The following is a 16,185-nucleotide window of genomic DNA, read 5'->3' on the forward strand; positions in this document are numbered from 1 at the left end:
GCCAAGAACGCCGCGGTGGTCGATCTGGGGGTTGAAATGTCGGTCGGCCGCAATACCGCCATGGGCTTGGGCTACAGCGGTCAGTTCGGCAACGACAACACCGACCACAGCGGTCAGCTGTTCTTGCGTACCCGCTTCTAAATAGTATGCGAGGTCAGGCAGTTTGCCTGGCCACGCATGAGCACTGAAGCGTTGCTGGCCTGCAGGCGAAAGCTTGCAGGCCTTTTTATCGGCGGTGCAAGCCGCTCACGATCGGCTGGTCACGCTCACGACCGGCTGGTCAAGGAATCGAACCTCCATGGCACGAATCGAGTTGCGTCGGCTGCTGCTATGCTGAGGTTTCATCCGTTTAGTCAGGAGCTATATATGAGTACCGAAAACGCCGATGCAATGCCCACGTCAGCAAATCAGGTTGTCGAGTTCTGGGTCGAAGCGGGTCCCGACAAGTGGTTCAAGAAGGATGACGCCTTTGATGAGGAGTTTCGTTCTCGCTTCATGGGCTTGCATTTGCGTGCCGCACGACGCGAATTTGAAGAGTGGAGCGAAGAGCCTTACTCGGCGTTGGCGCTGATGATTCTGCTCGATCAGTTTCCGCGCAACGCGTTTCGCGGGACGGCGCATATGTTTGCTACCGATCCCCTGGCACGGTTTTATGCAAGAAAAGCTTATGAGGCGGGTTTCATCGAGCAGGTCGATCCGCCTCTTCGCCTTTTCATGTTTCTTCCCTTTACGCACTCAGAGAACGAGGCAGATCAGGAACTGTCCTTGCGCCTGTATCGGGAGTACGCTCCAGAAGCGCTGTCATTCGGCGTGGACCATCTTGACATCATCAAGCGTTTTGGCCGCTTCCCCCATCGGAACCCAAGCCTGGCGCGGGAAACCACAGCCCAGGAGCAGGCGTTTCTGGATGCCGGGGGGTTTGCCGGCTGAGTCGTCATCAGTTTGCCGACTTGGCCGTCTTCAGTTTGTCGGCATAGCCGTCTTCAGCCTGCGGGCTTAGCTGTCTTTAGCCTGCCGCCCGGCCGCCTGTTCCAGGTCGCTTTTGTTTACGCCTGGAGTTCGACCTGACCCTCGGTACGTCGACCCGGCCGACGCAGCAGCAGCGATAGTACGAACGTGAGAGCTAGCGTGGGCAGCGCCGAGCCATAGCCCGGCGCCCATTGGGCCAGCGCATGGTAGAAGGCAATACCCAGCAGCCAGAGGCTTGCGCAGACGGGGTCAATCTTGCGGGTGCTTGGCTGCGTATTTCCGCCAAAAGCCAGTCGGCCCAGAATTACGCCATACAAGGGCACGAAGACCGAGCTGAGCGTCAGCAAGAACGGCTCCAGACTATGCATGGGCAACACCATCGCGAAGGCGATGCTCAACACCGCAAGCGTAATGCCCCAGCGACGGATGCTCCACTTGGGCTTGAGACTGTGGGCGGATACCGAACCCGAGTAAATATCGCCGTAGGCGTTGTCCAGTTCGTCGATCATGATCAGGCCCAGTGCAATCAGCCCCCCTTGCGCCAGCAGAAGCGCGCTGACAAGGCCCGTGCCCGGTCCCACTGCGCTGATGATCATGACGCCCAGTCCATAACACCAGATGTTGGCAATAGCATAGCCAAGCCAGACTCCGCCCAGCGCGCCCCGGCCACTGCGGCCATGTCGGGCGTAATCGGCCACCAGGGGTAACCAGGAAACGGGCATGGCAATGACCAGGTCCAGTGCCGAGAACATGCCCATGCTTCCGTCACCAGGACGGCTCCAGAGTTCGGCCAAACCCCCGGCTTGCAGCTTTCCGGAAAACTGCCAGGTGAGCCAGATCAGCGACAACACGACCAGTGGCAAACCGAATCGTGCGACAAAGCGGCGGACCAGACCGATCATCGTGCCGGAGAGCAACGCAAGCAGCACGCCTCCCCAAAGCAGGGTGGGCAGTACGACGGCAGCGACGGGGCTCAGGTTAAGGCCGAAGGCTTCGCGAGATATCGCTGCAGTGCCTTCACGCATGATGACCAGTTCAAAGGTGGTCCAGCCCAGCAACTGGACGATATTCAGGAAGACGGGCAGCCTTGCAAAAAGACTTCCATAGCTGCGGTGCATCAGGCCGGCACTCGACAGGCCGCTGTCGCAGCCCAGCTTCGCCACCCACGCCAGCAAAGCGGCACCCAATAAGGAGCCCATGACAATGGCCACCACAGCTTCGCGAAGGCCGGTGGCGGGAACCAGGTAGGCGCCCACCTGCATGACCAGCAGGCCGACGCCCAGGCTGAACCATAGCGATGCATGTTCGTGCCAGCCGAATACACGTTCGTTTGCCGACACGGGTGTCAGTGCGTGGTTGGCGGGAGAGGAGGAGGAAGAAGAAGGACTTGTCATTGTCGTTGCCGTCTCAAGATGCAGGAGCGGCAGGCAGTGACAAGAAAGGGACGCATGGCGGCCCCTGGGTGTGCATCTGCTTGGTCGCTTTCCTGCGCGAGGATGATCTCACAGGTTCAAAGGGACTATCTCAGCCGCGCAAATGCGCGACACCCCTAGCGATTGCTTGGATAAGCGACGCCAATTGTACAGATATTGGCAGCTTATTCAAACTTGATGATATTGAAGGCCAACCGGCCCTGGTCGTCGCGGCTTACTTCGTAGCCCAGGCGTTCGTGTATGCGGTTGTCATCATGAAAAGTGAGGACAACCGGCTTTATCTCTTCAAGTTCGTGCTCAGAGACATATACCGAGTTGCAAATGATGACTTCGTCGCCGCGCTGGCAGGTGCGAGCCGCAGCCCCATTGAGAATGCAGCAGCGAGACCCGCGTTCGCCATAAATGACGTAGGTGCTGATGCGGGCGCCGGACGCCTTGTTCCAGATATCGACGAACTCCATGGGCAATATGCCCGCTGCCTCGCAATGATCGGGATCAAGCGTAATGGAACCATGGTAATCGAGGTCGGCACCGGTGACCCGGATGCCATGGAGCTTGCCGCGTACGACTTTTCTCACGTTGTTCTCTGGTTGAAATGATGCAATCGCTATTGTAGTTATTTTTGCGATTGCCGTTGATGTGGCGGGTGAAGAAGCGCCGCCACATTCAGAGGACCAGCACGAAAAATTTCGTCGCAGGAGGTGCAGGGAACCCCTGCGTAATATGTGCATCATATTATAATCAAGGACACATACCTGAAACGCTACGGATTAACATGATTGCTCTTTGGGAAGCTAAACGAGCCGGTTTGCTGGCCTCCAGGAACTGGTACACGAACATCGTGGCCGGGGTTATTGTCGGCGTGGTCGCATTGCCGCTGGCTATGGCCTTCGCCATCGCCTCGGGGGTCAAGCCGGAACAGGGGCTGTATACCGCCATCATCGCAGGTCTGGCGGTATCGGTGTTGGGTGGAAGTCGTGTTCAGATTGCCGGGCCAACCGGCGCTTTTATTGTCATTTTGTCGGGGATCGTGGCGCAGCACGGTGTGCAAGGCCTTCAGATCGCCACACTCATGGCCGGCATCATCCTTCTGCTGTTCGGAATTTCGCGGCTGGGCGGTGTCATCAAGTTCATTCCCCGTCCCGTGATCATTGGCTTTACCAGTGGTATCGGGGTCATCATCTGGGTAGGCCAATGGAAGGATTTTTTCGGTCTTGACGTCGATTCGTCGGGACACTTTCACCAGAAGCTTTGGGCACTGATTCAGGCCTTTCCCACGTTGCATGTGGCCACAACGCTGATGGCGGTGTTTTCGTTGCTGCTGGTGCTTTACTCGGCACGTTTGCCCGGCATGAAACGTGTGCCGGGGCCTTTGGTTGCATTGGTGGCGGCAACGGTGCTGCAGTCCATGTTCGGCTTCGATGGGGTCGCTACCATTGGTTCCACTTTCGGCGAGATTCCCCGACAGTTACCCAAATTTGAATGGTTGCCGGTGACTCTTGACCGTGTTGTCGAACTTATCGGGCCGGCCTTTGCAATCGCCATGCTGGGCGCCATCGAGTCACTGTTGTCGGCCGTGGTCGCCGATGGTATGGCGGGTACGCGGCATAATTCCAATCAGGAACTGGTCGGGCAGGGTATTGCGAACATGGCGGCACCCCTGTTTGGCGGCATTGCCGCCACAGGTGCCATTGCACGCACAGCCACCAATATCCGAAATGGTGGCAACAGCCCGATTGCGGGCATTGCCCACTGCGTAACCCTGGTCCTGATCATTCTTGCCCTGGCGCCATATGCGGCCAATGTGCCCTTGGCTGCCCTGGCCGCCATCCTGTTTGTGGTGGCCTGGAACATGAGCGAGGCAAAACACTTCATTCGCATGGTCAAGAGCGCGCCCCGGGCCGATGTGGTGATCTTGCTCGTAACTTTCTGTCTTACGGTCTTCGCCGACCTGGTGGTCGCCGTCAATATTGGCGTCGTACTGGCCATGTTGCACTTCATGCGCCGGATGGCCGGCAGCGTGGCGGCGCATCGGCAGAACGGCGACTCGCTGGAACAGGAACTGGCACCCGTGCTGCAGGAATTTGGCTTGTCCAGGTTGCCCGACGAGATCATTGTCTATCGCATGGACGGACCGCTGTTTTATGCGGCGATCGAAGTCTTTGAGCGTGTGCTGACCGATGTCGGCGAGAAACCGGCTGTGCTTGTCATACGTCTGGGCCAGGTTCCGTTTATTGACGCAACAGGCCTGCGCGCCCTGGAAGATTTGGTCGATGCGCGGCGCGCGAAGGGGGGCAAAGTGGTTCTGACTGAAGCCAATGACCGGATCAGAAGCAAGTTGCATCGCATGGGCCTGACCAGGAAACTTGGCAGCCGTAACCCGGGCGCTCCGTTGGCCCAGGCATTACGAAAGTTGCTGGCTCTTACTGTTCGGGACGCTTGAGCTTTGGATTGCTGACCGTCCCTTGCGGGTTATAGTTGACGTCGTGCTGTGCCAGGTAGTCTCGAATAAGTTGACGTACCACTTGCGATGGAGTCAGGTCTTGGCTGGCGCAAAGCTGGTCGAACGCTTTTTTCTTGCGTGGATCGATCAGGACGGTAAGGCGGGCGGTCTTGTTTTCCATGACAGCAAAGGGCGATAATGTGCATTCCATTATAATGGAATGTGCGTAATATCGGGACTACGCTGCTTAGGGTCGTACCGACGGCACGGTAAAGTCTTCGTCTGTCATGAACAGGTAGCGGGCCGCGTCAATCAGGCTTAATGCAACCACCAGCGGTGCAAACACATACAGGATGATCAGGTAAACAATTCCCCACCCGATTTGTCCGAGGTAAAAGCGATGCGCGCCCAGCCAGCCCAAAAATATTGCCAGCACGATAGCGATCTTGCGCGTGCTATAACGGCGGCCGAATTCGCCTTGCTGGTTCCTGATTATCCAATAGCTGATCGGTAAGGTCAGGACAAGCGCGATGATCACTTTGGTGCTATGACGTACGACGTAATCGTGCACGGCGTAGTACAGGTCGCTGAAGTTGTGAAACACGATGCCTGTAAGGTGGGTGAACCACGCCAGCGCCTGATGCACAATGTTCTCGCCGAACGTAAGCGCCACAAGGATGATCAGAAAGACGGCGATGGCCAGAGCGATTTTTTTCAGCATGGCAGGATGCAGGGTATTGATGGGTTTCCAGTATACGTGGATGCGCCTGTAAGGACGTTGAGCACGCGTATCGAAACGTTTGCCTGCTTCCGTCTCGGGCTTTCCAGCCTTGCTACTTCAGTCGGCCCAAACGCCACAATGTAGTTACTTCGGCTACCCGGGCTTCATGAAGGGGATCGGTAACATCGAATGCCTTGGGATGCTTGGGACGGGCATCCAGCCTGCCCAGCACTTTCAGGCCTCCTGCTTCGATGGCCTTGGCCAGGAAGCTGCGTTCCCGCAAGCCCAGGAGCTCGGCCAGGTCCGACAGAATCAGCCAGCCTTCTCCGTCGGGAGCCAGATGGTCTGCCAGTCCCGCCAGAAATCCCGCCAGCATGCTGCTGTCGGGATCGTAGATGGCGCTTTCAATGGCTGAGGTGGGTCGGGCGGGTAGCCAGGGCGGATTACAAACTATGAGTCCGGCTTGGCCGTCGGGAAACAGGTCGGTGCGTTCAAGCCGTACTTGCGCGCTCAGGCCCAGGCGCTCGATGTTTTCTTGGGCGCAGGCCAAGGCCCTGTCGTCGATATCCGTGGCGACCACATGCCGGATTCCCCGGCGTGCCAGCACCGCGGCAAGCACTCCGCTGCCAGTGCCGATGTCAAACGCGGTGTCGGTTTCAGGCAGGGGAGCGTTGGCTACGAGGTCAATGTATTCACCGCGTATTGGTGAAAACACACCCCAGTGTACGTGCAGGCTTTGCTCCAGAGCAGGGATGACAATACCTTTGCGACGCCATTCCGCAGCACCCAAGATCCCCTGCAGTACCCGTAATGGCAGCAAAGCCGGTTCCCCAAGCGTTCCCAGTACTGACTTGCAGGCTGCGGCCACATCGGGTGCACGGCGAAGCGGAATCTGTCCATTGCCATTCAGCGGCAGAAGCAATGAGCCCAGGAGTCGCGCACGTCGAGACTGCGCAAGCCGGTGATGATTGAAAGCCTGCTGAGGAGAAAGCGACGCCTTGCTGCGTTTCTTCTTGTCGACCCGACGCGCCAGGGCATCCAGAAGCTGGCGGGCATTGTGATAATCGCCTCGCCACAACATGTGAGTTCCCTGGTTGGCCAGCTGAAAGGCATCGTCCGCGGTAAGCGTGTCATCTACAACAACGATGCGGCGGGGTAGCTTGCCCGCGAGCTCTGTAAGCCAAAGAGCAGTCTGCGAAGTGTCGTTCTCAATCCACGAGACGTGACGTGGAAGGGCGTCGGTATGCTCAGTTTGCATTAACTACTGCGGCTGTGTTGAACCAGGCGTGATTGTATGAGAAGGCGAGAAATTTAGCTCAGGATCTGTCCGGGGCGGGGAGGCAGGCCTGACTGACCGCGTGCTCCCAACGCTGCATTCGCTCTGTGGCCTCGCGTCGATCAAGTTGGGGCAGAAAGGTTTTGTCGGCCTGCCAGAGGCTGGCAAGAGCATCAAGGTCTTTATAGATTCCGCAGGCCAGTCCGGCCAGGAATGCCGCACCCAGTGCGGTTGTCTCGATGACTGCGGGACGCACCACCGGCATGCCCAGAAGGTCGGCCTGAAATTGCATGAGAAGATCATTGGCGCTGGCTCCGCCATCGACTCGTACTTCAGTAAGCACAGAAGCGCCGGCCTGGGCAGCGTCGCGCTCCATGGCCTGCAGCAACGCCGTGCTTTGAAATGCGATGCTTTCGAGCGCAGCGCGTGCAATATGCGCCATGGTCGTGCCACGAGTCAGGCCCGTAATGGTGCCGCGGGCGTCAGGTTGCCAGTAGGGGGCCCCCAGGCCGGTAAAGGCCGGAACCAGTACCACTCCGCCAGAATCAGGAACGCTATGTGCCAGAGCCTCGATTTGAGGACTGCTGTCGATGGCATGCAGGCCGTCGCGCAGCCATTGCACCACGGCACCGCCGACAAAGACACTGCCTTCAAGGGCGTAGCGGCGCACTTGGCCCGATTGGGCCACAGGTGTGGTGATCAGGCCGTTTAGCGAAATTTGAAAGCGGTCACCGGTGTTCATCAGGGCAAAGCACCCGGTGCCATAGGTATTCTTGGCCATGCCTTCGTTGAAACATGCCTGGCCGAACAGCGCGGCCTGTTGGTCGCCGGCCACTCCGCAAATTGGAATCGAGCGTCCCAGAAGGGCCGGGTCAGTGGCACCGAAATTTCCGCAAGAAGGCAGGACATCGGGCAGCAGCGATTCCGGAATTTCCAGTGCCCGGATAAGCTCGGCATCCCACTGACCTGCATGAACATTGAAAAGCATCGTCCGCGATGCGTTTGTGATGTCGGTGGCGTGTACTTTTCCACCTGTCAGTTGCCAGATCAGCCAGCTATCAATGGTGCCGAACGCAAGTAATCCGGCATTTGCCAGCTTGCGCGCATCGGGAATATGTTCCAACATCCATTGAAGCTTGGTTGCGGAGAAATAGGCATCGATGCGCAGGCCGGTCTTTTCAAGAATCATGGTCTCGAGGCCTTGGTCGCGCAAACGGGCACAGAGCGGTTCGGTGCGACGATCTTGCCAGACGATGGCGTTACCCAGTGGCTCGCCAGTATCGCGACGCCACAACATAGTCGTCTCGCGCTGGTTGGTTATGCCCAGGGCGGAAATGTCGTCGAGTCCGATTCCCGACTTCCCGATTGCTTCGCGCGCGGTGCTGATCTGCGTTTTCCAGATGTCGATCGGGTCGTGTTCGACCCAGCCTGCTTGGGGAAATATCTGCCGGGTTTCATGCTGGGCGCTGGCGACGATGCGGCCTTCGACGTCGAAGACGATGCCGCGCGAACTGGAGGTGCCTTGATCCAGTGCGAGTAGATATGGCATGGCGTGGCTTAGTGGTAGTGTGCGTTGTAAAGGCGGTTCATTCGTTATTGTGTATCGTCGAGCTGGCTCAAGCGTAACCCGTCGGGCACTGTAACGCCAGAACCACGGTGGGCCCGACAGGCCTTTGTTCCAGCAGACGGGGGCCCCGGCGTACCTATGTTGGAATGTACCCAAGCTCGAACGTACCCAAGCTCAAACGTACCTTTGTTTGAGCGTACCTTTGCTCGAGCGTACCCTTGTTTGAGCGTACCTTTGAATGGGACAGCCGTGTCTGAAGATGAGTCCTCATTACCGCCCGCCTCATTGACATCTGCCTCCGCGCAGCGCACCACGACGTTGGCACGCCTCAAGCACGAGGAGTTTGACCTTATCGTGGTGGGCGGGGGCGCAACGGGACTGGGCATTGCGCTGGATGCTTCGTTACGTGGCCTTTCCGTGGCTGTGCTCGATTCCCATGATTTTGCCAAGGGAACGTCCTCCCGGGCGACCAAGCTCGTGCACGGAGGTGTTCGCTATCTGGCGCAGGGCAGGCTCGGTCTGGTTCGAGAGTCTTTGCGTGAGCGCACTGCCTTGCTTCGCAATGCGCCGGGTCTGGTAAAGCCTCTTCCCTTTGTCATGCCGGCCTATCGCTCCTGGGAAATTCCTTTCTATGGCGCCGGGCTCGCTATCTATGATCTGCTGGCTGGACATGACGGACTCGGTCATACAAGGGTTTTGAGTCGTGGACAGGTCCGGCAGCGTCTGCCCGGCGTGCGCGCCGATGGTCTGAAGGGCGGTGTCCAGTATTGGGACGCTCAGTTTGACGATGCTCGGCTGGCCATCGTGCTTGCGCGCGCGGCCGCTGCCCGTGGGGCTGCGATGGCCAATTATTGTTCCGTCAGAGATCTGGTCTATTGCCACGGAAAAATTTCCGGGGTACTAACAAGGGATGCTGAAACCGGAGATGAGTTCACTGTCCGGGCACTGTGTGTAGTCAATGCTGCCGGAGTGTGGGTCGACACATTGCGCAGGATCGATGCGAAATCGCTGAATTTGCCTGAATCCAGGCTGATCAGGGCAAGTCGGGGTACCCACCTGGTTGTCGACCGGCGTTTTTTTCCGTCTGAGCATGCACTGCTCGTTCCGCGAACCTCGGACGGAAGGGTCCTTTTCGTCGTGCCGTGGTTGGGAAAGGTGCTGCTCGGCACCACAGACGTCGAAACAGCGTCTCTCGACCCTGAACCCCGTCCTGATATGGCAGAGATCCGCTATATCCTCGACGAGGTGAAGGGTTATTTGCGGACACCGCCGCAGCTTCGTGATGTTCGTAGCGCCTGGGCAGGGTTGCGCCCCTTGGTGAACCCCTCTGCCATGCAGGGACACAAAGCCAGTTCCTCGGCCACACGCGATGTCAGCCGCGAGCACTTCGTCGAAGTCAGTCGCTCGGGTCTGGTTTCTGTTGCGGGAGGCAAATGGACGACCTACCGGGCCATGGCGCAAGATGTTGTCGATATTTGTGTGCGCCGAGGCCTGTTACGAACAAACCAAACGAGCAGAACTCTGGATTTCCCTATTGAGGCTGCCTTGTCACCCAAAGGTCCCGTACCGGCACAAGCTGTCGTGTCTCCGCCGCCCCAAGGTCACAAGCTGAGTTCTACAACAACGGATTGCAGGTTTGACGATGACATGTGGCTGACGACCGACGAAAGGAAGTTGCTGGTTGAAGCGGGATTGTCTGCGACGAACATTATCTTTGCCGCTGACTTTGAATTTGCGCGCACAGTGGAAGATATCCTTGCCCGCCGCTCGCGAGTGTTGTTTCTGGATGCGGCTCTTGCCATTCGGACGGCGCCGCTGGTGGCGCGCATATTGCAGACGGCAACCCTGGCCTCGCCTCGGCTATCCGAGTTTCTGGAACTGGCTGATCAATATGTCATTGACGGCGCTTCAGGCGCCTAATTTGCACGATAATGGCGCACGCTCGCTCTCTGGTGGACCTAATTGCTCCAATATGGGTCAAGTTACATTCTTGTAATAATTGCCCGGTGTATTTTGACATTTGAATACATTTAGCATCAATAGCTTGTATCTTGCAGCAAAGACTCGGGTAAATACTTAATTTTTTCTTATTGAAGGCCCGATCAATTACGCTAATATTGATACGAAAGTGACGTTTATAAAACAAGCAGAAACATTCAATAAGGTTTGTTTTTAAAAAATGATCATTCCAGGGCTAAACTTTGTGGGTTTTTTGCCGCATTGATATTTGTCAAAGCTGCAAGTACACCGAAGATGTATCCTTCATCCATATTTTGCTACTGACAATCTCATTTGATTAAGTTTTTGTAACAGTTTAGGAGGGTTTCTTATTCTGGTAGTTCAGTAGTAACGACGATTAACATCAATGTAACTGCTCAATTCTGACGCGACATTTTAATAATCGGTAGTTACCTTATTTAAGTTGTTTACGAAAGTGCAGTATTTATAAGGCACGAGTAGTTACATTTGGTTTTCCTGCACTTTCAAGGAGTTCAACGTGTCCAGCAGTGACAATCTGCCCCTGTCCGAGAGCACTTCAGTGTTAAACGACATTCAAGAAGTCAATCTCACCTATCTCATGCTCGCGCAACGTCTTTTGCGCGAAAACTTTGCGGCAGGAATGTTCCGACTGGGCTTATGCGAAGATGTAGCCATCACCGTGCTGCAGCTCTCGCCCGCACAAATCGTCAAGCTCGCAAATTCCGGCTCGCTGATTTGCGGATTTCGCCTTGACGACTACGCTCTGTTAAGTGCCCTGAGCCAGGATGTATTGGGCGGGGCCTTGCAACAGGCGCATTCCACCATCTTGCTGTCGCAGCGCGATCCCGAGACAATTGTCGAATCCATGGCTTAGGTCAGAGTTTCCAATGACCGTTAAAAGCCAAACTCAAGGTGCTGCAAGAAGCGCTGGAAAAAGTGTTGCCAAAGAAGGCGAAGAAATTCTGCTGGCCAGCGACATGATTCGCCTGGGCGCCCGTCTTCAGGTGTTGCAGGCCGAAACTTCTCTAAGCTACGATCGCCTTTCCCGGCTGTACCGGGAAATCAAGGGTTGTTCGCCTCCCAAGGGCATGTTGCCGTTTTCGGTCGACTGGTTCATGACCTGGCTGCCCAACATCCATTCAAGCGTGTTCTACGGGATCTATCGTTATCTCGACACTTACACGCCCGCAAAAAAGACGCGTGCCCTGATCGAGGCGTATCGGCTCTATCTTGAACAGTCATCAGTAGGGCGTGCGGCAAATGCCGACGACGAACCCGTCCTGAGTTTTACCCGTGCCTGGATGCTGATCCGTTTTTTTGAAAGCGGAATGGTGCAACTCTCGAACTGCACCCGATGCACCGGCGGGTTTATCGCTCACGCCCACGACCCACAGCACGACTTCGTCTGTGCCATCTGCCGTCCGCCGCCACGCGCCGGAAAAACGCGCAGTCGCACCGCGCGCGCCGTCTGAATTGTTGCCATCTTGCAAAACAGGCCGGGTTCGACACTCCGGCCTGGCTCTGCCGGCGCGTGCCTGCTCGCCCGGTTGCTGGCCGTCATTGCAGCTCAGAACGTTGATCTAGCTCTGAAAAACCCTGTTGACGGAGGCTTTTGTTTGCCTTGTTTGAGGCGATCATATGGCCCTAATTGTTTATCGAGGATACGCTCGTGTTGATTGCTCTGGGCTTTGTCATCGTCATAGTGTCTGTCTTTGGCAGTTTTGTTGCGCTTGGCGGACATATGGGGGCTTTATATCAGCCTTTCGAATTTGTCCTCATTGGGGGAGCCGCATTGGGTGCCTACATTTCGTCCAATAGCGGAAAGTCGGTAGGGTTGTTGCTGAAAGCCATTCCAGGCACCTTCAAGCGCACCCCCTACAACAAAGATCTGTACATGGAGCTCATGGCCTTGTTGTACGTGTTGCTCAACAAGGCACGTCGTGACGGATTGATGTCAATTGAGTCCGACATCGAAGAACCCCAGAAAAGCCCCATCTTTTCGCAATATCCGCGTATCGTCGCCGACCCCCATCTGCTCGAGTTCATTACCGATTATCTGCGTCTGATGATCAGCGGCAACATGAGCCCCTACGAGATCGAGACCTTGATGGATCAAGAGATCGAAGCGCACGAAACCGAACGGAATATTCCTGCGCGCGCACTGGCTTCGGTAGCTGATGCGTTGCCTGCATTCGGTATCGTTGCAGCAGTGCTGGGTGTGATCAAGGCGCTGGCTTCGGTCGATCAGCCGCCTGCAATTCTGGCAGACCTCATTTCCAAGGCAATGGTAGGTACGTTCTTGGGCATACTGCTGGCCTATGGCTTTGTTTCGCCGATGGCGCAATCCATCGAGCGTCGTACCGTGGCGTCGGTCAAGGTGCTTGAGTGCATCAAGGTCACATTGCTGGCCAGCATGAACGGTTATCCGCCACAACTTGCCGTAGAGTTCGGACGCAAGGTGCTGTATGCCATGATCCGGCCTTCGTTTGCCGAGCTCGAGGACCACGTCCGCCAGGTGAAGTCTCCGGTCAAGAAGGCCGCGTAACGAGTCTGGTCCATGAAGCCTTCCGCAACAGATCGTATCGTCATCAGGCGCAAGCGCAGTCCGGCGCCTCCACATCACGGAGGTGCCTGGAAGATTGCTTACGCAGACTACATGACGGCGATGATGTCGTTCTTCCTGATCATGTGGATTCTGTCGCTGATCCCCCGGGACGACCTTACCGGCATTGCAGAATATTTTCGGATGCCGCTCATGACTGCGATTACCGGCGGTCCGAATCTCGATACCAGCAGCAGCGTCATCCCGGGCGCTTCGCCCAGTCCAATACCCAGCAAGCATCCGGTGACGCAACCGCCAATAGACGCTTCCCGTGGCGAAGAACTGCGACGGGACACGCAAAGGCTCGAGGATCTCAAGACAGATCTCGAGGCCCTTATCGATACCAATCCGGTATTGCAGGAGTTTCGTCCGCAGCTTCTGCTTGACATGACGCCTGATGGTTTGCGGATCCAGATTGTCGATCGTCAGAACAGGCCCATGTTCGCCACTGGCCGGGCTCAGGTTCAACCCTATATGCGGGACGTTTTGCGTGAGTTGGGCCCGGTGCTCAATCAGTTGCCCAATTCAATAACCATTTCGGGTCACACAGATGCCCTTCAATATGCCTCGGGTGAAAGGCTCTACAGTAACTGGGAGCTTTCTGCTGACCGGGCCAACGCGGCGCGCCAGGAACTGATCGCCGGCGGGATGCTTGAAAGCAAGATCAAGCAGGTATTGGGTTTGTCTTCGTCTGTCAGTCTGATTAAAGATGATCCTAACGCTGCCGTTAACCGTCGTATCAGCATTGTTGTATTGAACCGGCAGGCCGAAGATCGCATCGACGCCCAGAACGAAGCGGGTTCTTCCGACCCTCGGTTTTACGAGGCACTTGAGCCCGCCCCGGTGGCAGAAGATACCTCGTCACTCCTCGGTCCGGATCCTGATACAGAGCCATCCGGCACGGGGTCGCCTGCGCTGCAGGGCCCGCCGGCGGTCCAGTAAACGTCTTCAGGGTCAGCGAGGCCGCCGGTGGTTTCGCTCAACAGCGCTCTATATAGGGCCGCAGCATTGGCTGCGGCGTCGTCATAGGAAAGAACATGAGTGCGGGTGTCGATTTAAGCCAGTTCTACGAAACATTTTTCGACGAAGCCGACGAGTTGTTGGCCGACATGGAGCAGATCCTGCTCAATGTCGATATCGATCAACCTGATCCCGACCAATTGAACGCCATCTTTCGGGCGGCTCATTCGATCAAGGGCGGAGCAGGCACCTTCGGCTGCTTCGGGCAATTGGCCGAAACCACTCACTTGCTGGAAAACCTGCTCGATGCCATCCGGCAGGGCGAACTCGCCCTGCGCAAGGACATGATAGACCTCTTTCTGGAAACCAAAGACGTGTTAACAGAACAAGTCGCCGCCTACCGAGATTCCCAGGAACCCGATCAGGAAGCCTACGAGCGCATATGCGCCCAGTTGCGCGAACTGGCGCTCGAACATAAGGGTGAAGCAGCGGCTGCCCCGGCAGCGTCGCCACCGGCTCCCGCCCAGCCGGCCGAAAGCAGCCAGGCGCCGGCTGCGGCTCAGTCCGGCGCCGGCGAAGGTGTCTTCGCCGTGCATCTTGAGCGAATCCAGGCCAAGGATGCCGAAGCGTTATTGGCCGAAATGCATCTTTTGGGTGAGGTTCTGCGTCATGAGCAGGGGCCCGACACCTTATCGGTCTGGCTCCAGACGACGTGCAGCGCAGACGATCTCGAGGCGGTGTGCTGCTTTATCGTCAATCAGGACCAGATCCGCATCGTTTCAGAGAACGAGGTTGAAGCCGGGCCTGTTGGCGAATCCGCCGACCATTCACCAGCCGCCGAGGCCGTTGAATCAGATGGCGCGCAGCAGGCTGCAGCCGAATCCGAGTCCGCAAGCCAACCGGCGTCTGCCGAAACCGGCAGTCCATCTTCCGGGTCCGCTGCAAAAGAACCGGCACGCCCGGCCAAATCGGACGCCGGCCGCAAGCCGACCAAAGAAAGCGGTACCTTGCGGGTCGGCGTCGAAAAGGTAGACCAGATCATCAATCTGGTTGGAGAGCTCGTCATCACGCAGGCCATGCTGGTGCAGACTGCCTCTACACTCGATCCGGTCGAGCACGATCGCCTGCTCAACGGAATCGAGCAGCTCGAACGCAATGCCCGCGACCTGCAGGAATCGGTCATGTCCATTCGCATGATGCCGATGGACTACGTCTTCAGCCGTTTCCCCCGTGTGGTACGCGAAAGCGCCTCGCGACTGGGCAAGCAAATCAAGCTGACGACCAAGGGTCAGGCCACCGAGCTGGACAAGAGTCTGATCGAACGCATCATCGATCCGTTAACTCACCTGGTGCGAAACAGTCTGGATCACGGAATCGAAACTCCCGACAAACGCATTGCCGCCGGCAAAGACCCCGAAGGTCACCTGACGCTTTCCGCTCAGCACAGCGGAGGTCAGATCATCATCGAGGTAAGCGACGACGGCGCCGGCCTGAACCGGGATCGAATTCTGGCCAAGGCCATTCAGCAAGGCTTTCCCGTCAATGAGAACACGCCCGATGAAGAACTTTGGCAGCTGATCTTTGCCCCCGGGTTTTCTACCGCCGACAAGGTCACCGACATATCGGGACGCGGTGTCGGGATGGACGTCGTGCGACGCAACATTCAAGGCATGGGCGGGCACATTCAGCTCACCTCCAGAGCGGGGCAGGGAACCACCACGCGTATTGTCCTGCCCCTGACCCTGGCCATTCTCGACGGAATGACAGTCCAGGTCGGCGATGAAATTTTTATCCTCCCGCTCAGCAACGTCTCAGAGTCCATACAGCCCACCGAAGATCAGCTTCACAGCATTTCCGAGGGTGATAACGTGCTGCACGTCCGTGGCGAATATCTGCCTTTGATCGCCTTGCACGAGGTGTTCGACGTTCAGGGTGCCCAGACCGAGATCACACGTTCCATTGCAGTCATCCTACAGGCCGAGGAATCGCGCTTTGCCCTGTTGGTGGATCATCTGGTGGGTCAGCAGCAGGTTGTAGTCAAGAACCTCGAGGCCAACTATCGCAAGATCCCCGGCATATCAGCGGCAACAATCTTGGGCGATGGCAGTGTGGCTCTTATTGTCGACGTCTTCGCCCTGTTGCGAATGACCCGTAACAAACCGGCCGTGACGGCCACCAGTTTCACCGGAGAAAAACACCATGCTTAATAAAGTGGATGCCAGTTCCGAACAGGC

At 56.9% G+C, this 16,185-nt stretch carries 15 protein-coding genes and 1 riboswitch; of the genes, 9 read left to right on the top strand and 6 right to left on the bottom strand.

All coding sequences use genetic code 11. The annotated features are described in order from the left end of the window. Positions 1 to 15: 15 nt before the first annotated feature. Both Q1J88_RS10940 and Q1J88_RS10945 read left to right on the top strand, forming a co-directional pair. Positions 16 to 141, top strand: coding sequence for an autotransporter outer membrane beta-barrel domain-containing protein (locus tag Q1J88_RS10940; RefSeq protein WP_301117738.1), 126 nt, complete (start codon positions 16 to 18; stop codon positions 139 to 141). 225 nt (positions 142 to 366) lie between these two features. Then, positions 367 to 930, top strand: coding sequence for a DUF924 family protein (locus tag Q1J88_RS10945; RefSeq protein ID WP_301117723.1), 564 nt, complete (start codon positions 367 to 369; stop codon positions 928 to 930). A 116-nt stretch (positions 931 to 1,046) separates the two neighbouring features. Here Q1J88_RS10945 and Q1J88_RS10950 read toward each other — a convergent pair whose 3' ends face one another. Together Q1J88_RS10950 and panD are read right to left on the bottom strand one after the other, a co-directional pair. Next, positions 1,047 to 2,363 (bottom strand): cytosine permease, encoded by a 1,317-nt coding sequence (locus tag Q1J88_RS10950; RefSeq protein ID WP_301117725.1) that lies wholly within the window; start codon positions 2,361 to 2,363, stop codon positions 1,047 to 1,049. 72 nt (positions 2,364 to 2,435) lie between these two features. After that, a riboswitch (TPP riboswitch) is annotated at positions 2,436 to 2,530 on the bottom strand. 36 nt (positions 2,531 to 2,566) lie between these two features. Then, positions 2,567 to 2,980 carry an aspartate 1-decarboxylase gene (gene panD / locus Q1J88_RS10955; protein ID WP_301117726.1) on the bottom strand — a complete coding sequence of 138 codons (414 nt, stop codon included), beginning with the start codon at positions 2,978 to 2,980 and terminating at the stop codon, positions 2,567 to 2,569. Positions 2,981 to 3,177: 197 nt separating this feature from the next. Between panD and Q1J88_RS10960 the strand changes: the two genes are divergently transcribed. Beyond that, complete coding sequence (locus Q1J88_RS10960; RefSeq protein ID WP_301117727.1) at positions 3,178 to 4,845, top strand: SulP family inorganic anion transporter; 1,668 nt, start codon at positions 3,178 to 3,180, stop codon at positions 4,843 to 4,845. Here Q1J88_RS10960 and Q1J88_RS10965 read toward each other — a convergent pair. The 4 genes from Q1J88_RS10965 to glpK form a co-directional block, all read right to left on the bottom strand. Beyond that, complete coding sequence (locus tag Q1J88_RS10965) at positions 4,826 to 5,026, bottom strand: ribbon-helix-helix protein, CopG family (protein ID WP_301117728.1); 201 nt, start codon at positions 5,024 to 5,026, stop codon at positions 4,826 to 4,828. The genes Q1J88_RS10960 and Q1J88_RS10965 overlap by 20 nt on opposite strands. Before the next feature lie 66 nt (positions 5,027 to 5,092). Continuing rightward, positions 5,093 to 5,566 carry a TM2 domain-containing protein gene (locus Q1J88_RS10970; protein WP_301117729.1) on the bottom strand — a complete coding sequence of 158 codons (474 nt, stop codon included), beginning with the start codon at positions 5,564 to 5,566 and terminating at the stop codon, positions 5,093 to 5,095. 112 nt (positions 5,567 to 5,678) lie between these two features. Beyond that, the gene (locus Q1J88_RS10975) at positions 5,679 to 6,824 is read right to left on the bottom strand and encodes a class I SAM-dependent methyltransferase (protein WP_301117730.1); all 1,146 of its coding nucleotides are present in this window, start codon (positions 6,822 to 6,824) and stop codon (positions 5,679 to 5,681) included. A 58-nt stretch (positions 6,825 to 6,882) separates the two neighbouring features. Further along, positions 6,883 to 8,391, bottom strand: coding sequence for a glycerol kinase GlpK (gene glpK, locus Q1J88_RS10980; protein ID WP_301117731.1), 1,509 nt, complete (start codon positions 8,389 to 8,391; stop codon positions 6,883 to 6,885). A gap of 267 nt (positions 8,392 to 8,658) precedes the next feature. Here glpK and Q1J88_RS10985 point away from each other — a divergent pair, with 267 nt between their 5' ends. From Q1J88_RS10985 to cheA, 6 genes are all read left to right on the top strand, one after another. After that, complete coding sequence (locus tag Q1J88_RS10985; RefSeq protein WP_301117733.1) at positions 8,659 to 10,329, top strand: glycerol-3-phosphate dehydrogenase/oxidase; 1,671 nt, start codon at positions 8,659 to 8,661, stop codon at positions 10,327 to 10,329. 601 nt (positions 10,330 to 10,930) lie between these two features. Beyond that, on the top strand, positions 10,931 to 11,263 hold the full coding sequence (flhD, locus tag Q1J88_RS10990) for a flagellar transcriptional regulator FlhD (RefSeq protein WP_301117739.1): 333 nt from the start codon (positions 10,931 to 10,933) through the stop codon (positions 11,261 to 11,263). 13 nt (positions 11,264 to 11,276) lie between these two features. Continuing rightward, positions 11,277 to 11,861, top strand: a complete 585-nt coding sequence (gene flhC, locus Q1J88_RS10995; protein WP_301117734.1) for a flagellar transcriptional regulator FlhC — start codon at positions 11,277 to 11,279, stop codon at positions 11,859 to 11,861. A 197-nt stretch (positions 11,862 to 12,058) separates the two neighbouring features. Then, positions 12,059 to 12,934: a flagellar motor stator protein MotA gene (motA, locus tag Q1J88_RS11000; protein WP_301117735.1), complete on the top strand. Its 876-nt coding sequence runs from the start codon at positions 12,059 to 12,061 to the stop codon at positions 12,932 to 12,934. Positions 12,935 to 12,946: 12 nt separating this feature from the next. Continuing rightward, positions 12,947 to 13,933 carry a flagellar motor protein MotB gene (motB, locus tag Q1J88_RS11005; protein ID WP_301117736.1) on the top strand — a complete coding sequence of 329 codons (987 nt, stop codon included), beginning with the start codon at positions 12,947 to 12,949 and terminating at the stop codon, positions 13,931 to 13,933. A 95-nt stretch (positions 13,934 to 14,028) separates the two neighbouring features. Next, complete coding sequence (gene cheA / locus Q1J88_RS11010) at positions 14,029 to 16,158, top strand: chemotaxis protein CheA (protein WP_301117737.1); 2,130 nt, start codon at positions 14,029 to 14,031, stop codon at positions 16,156 to 16,158. The last annotated feature ends 27 nt before the right edge of the window (positions 16,159 to 16,185 follow it).

Source organism: Pusillimonas sp. (assembly GCF_029263785.1).
In the GTDB taxonomy this organism is placed as follows: Bacteria; Pseudomonadota; Gammaproteobacteria; order Burkholderiales; family Burkholderiaceae_B; genus Pusillimonas.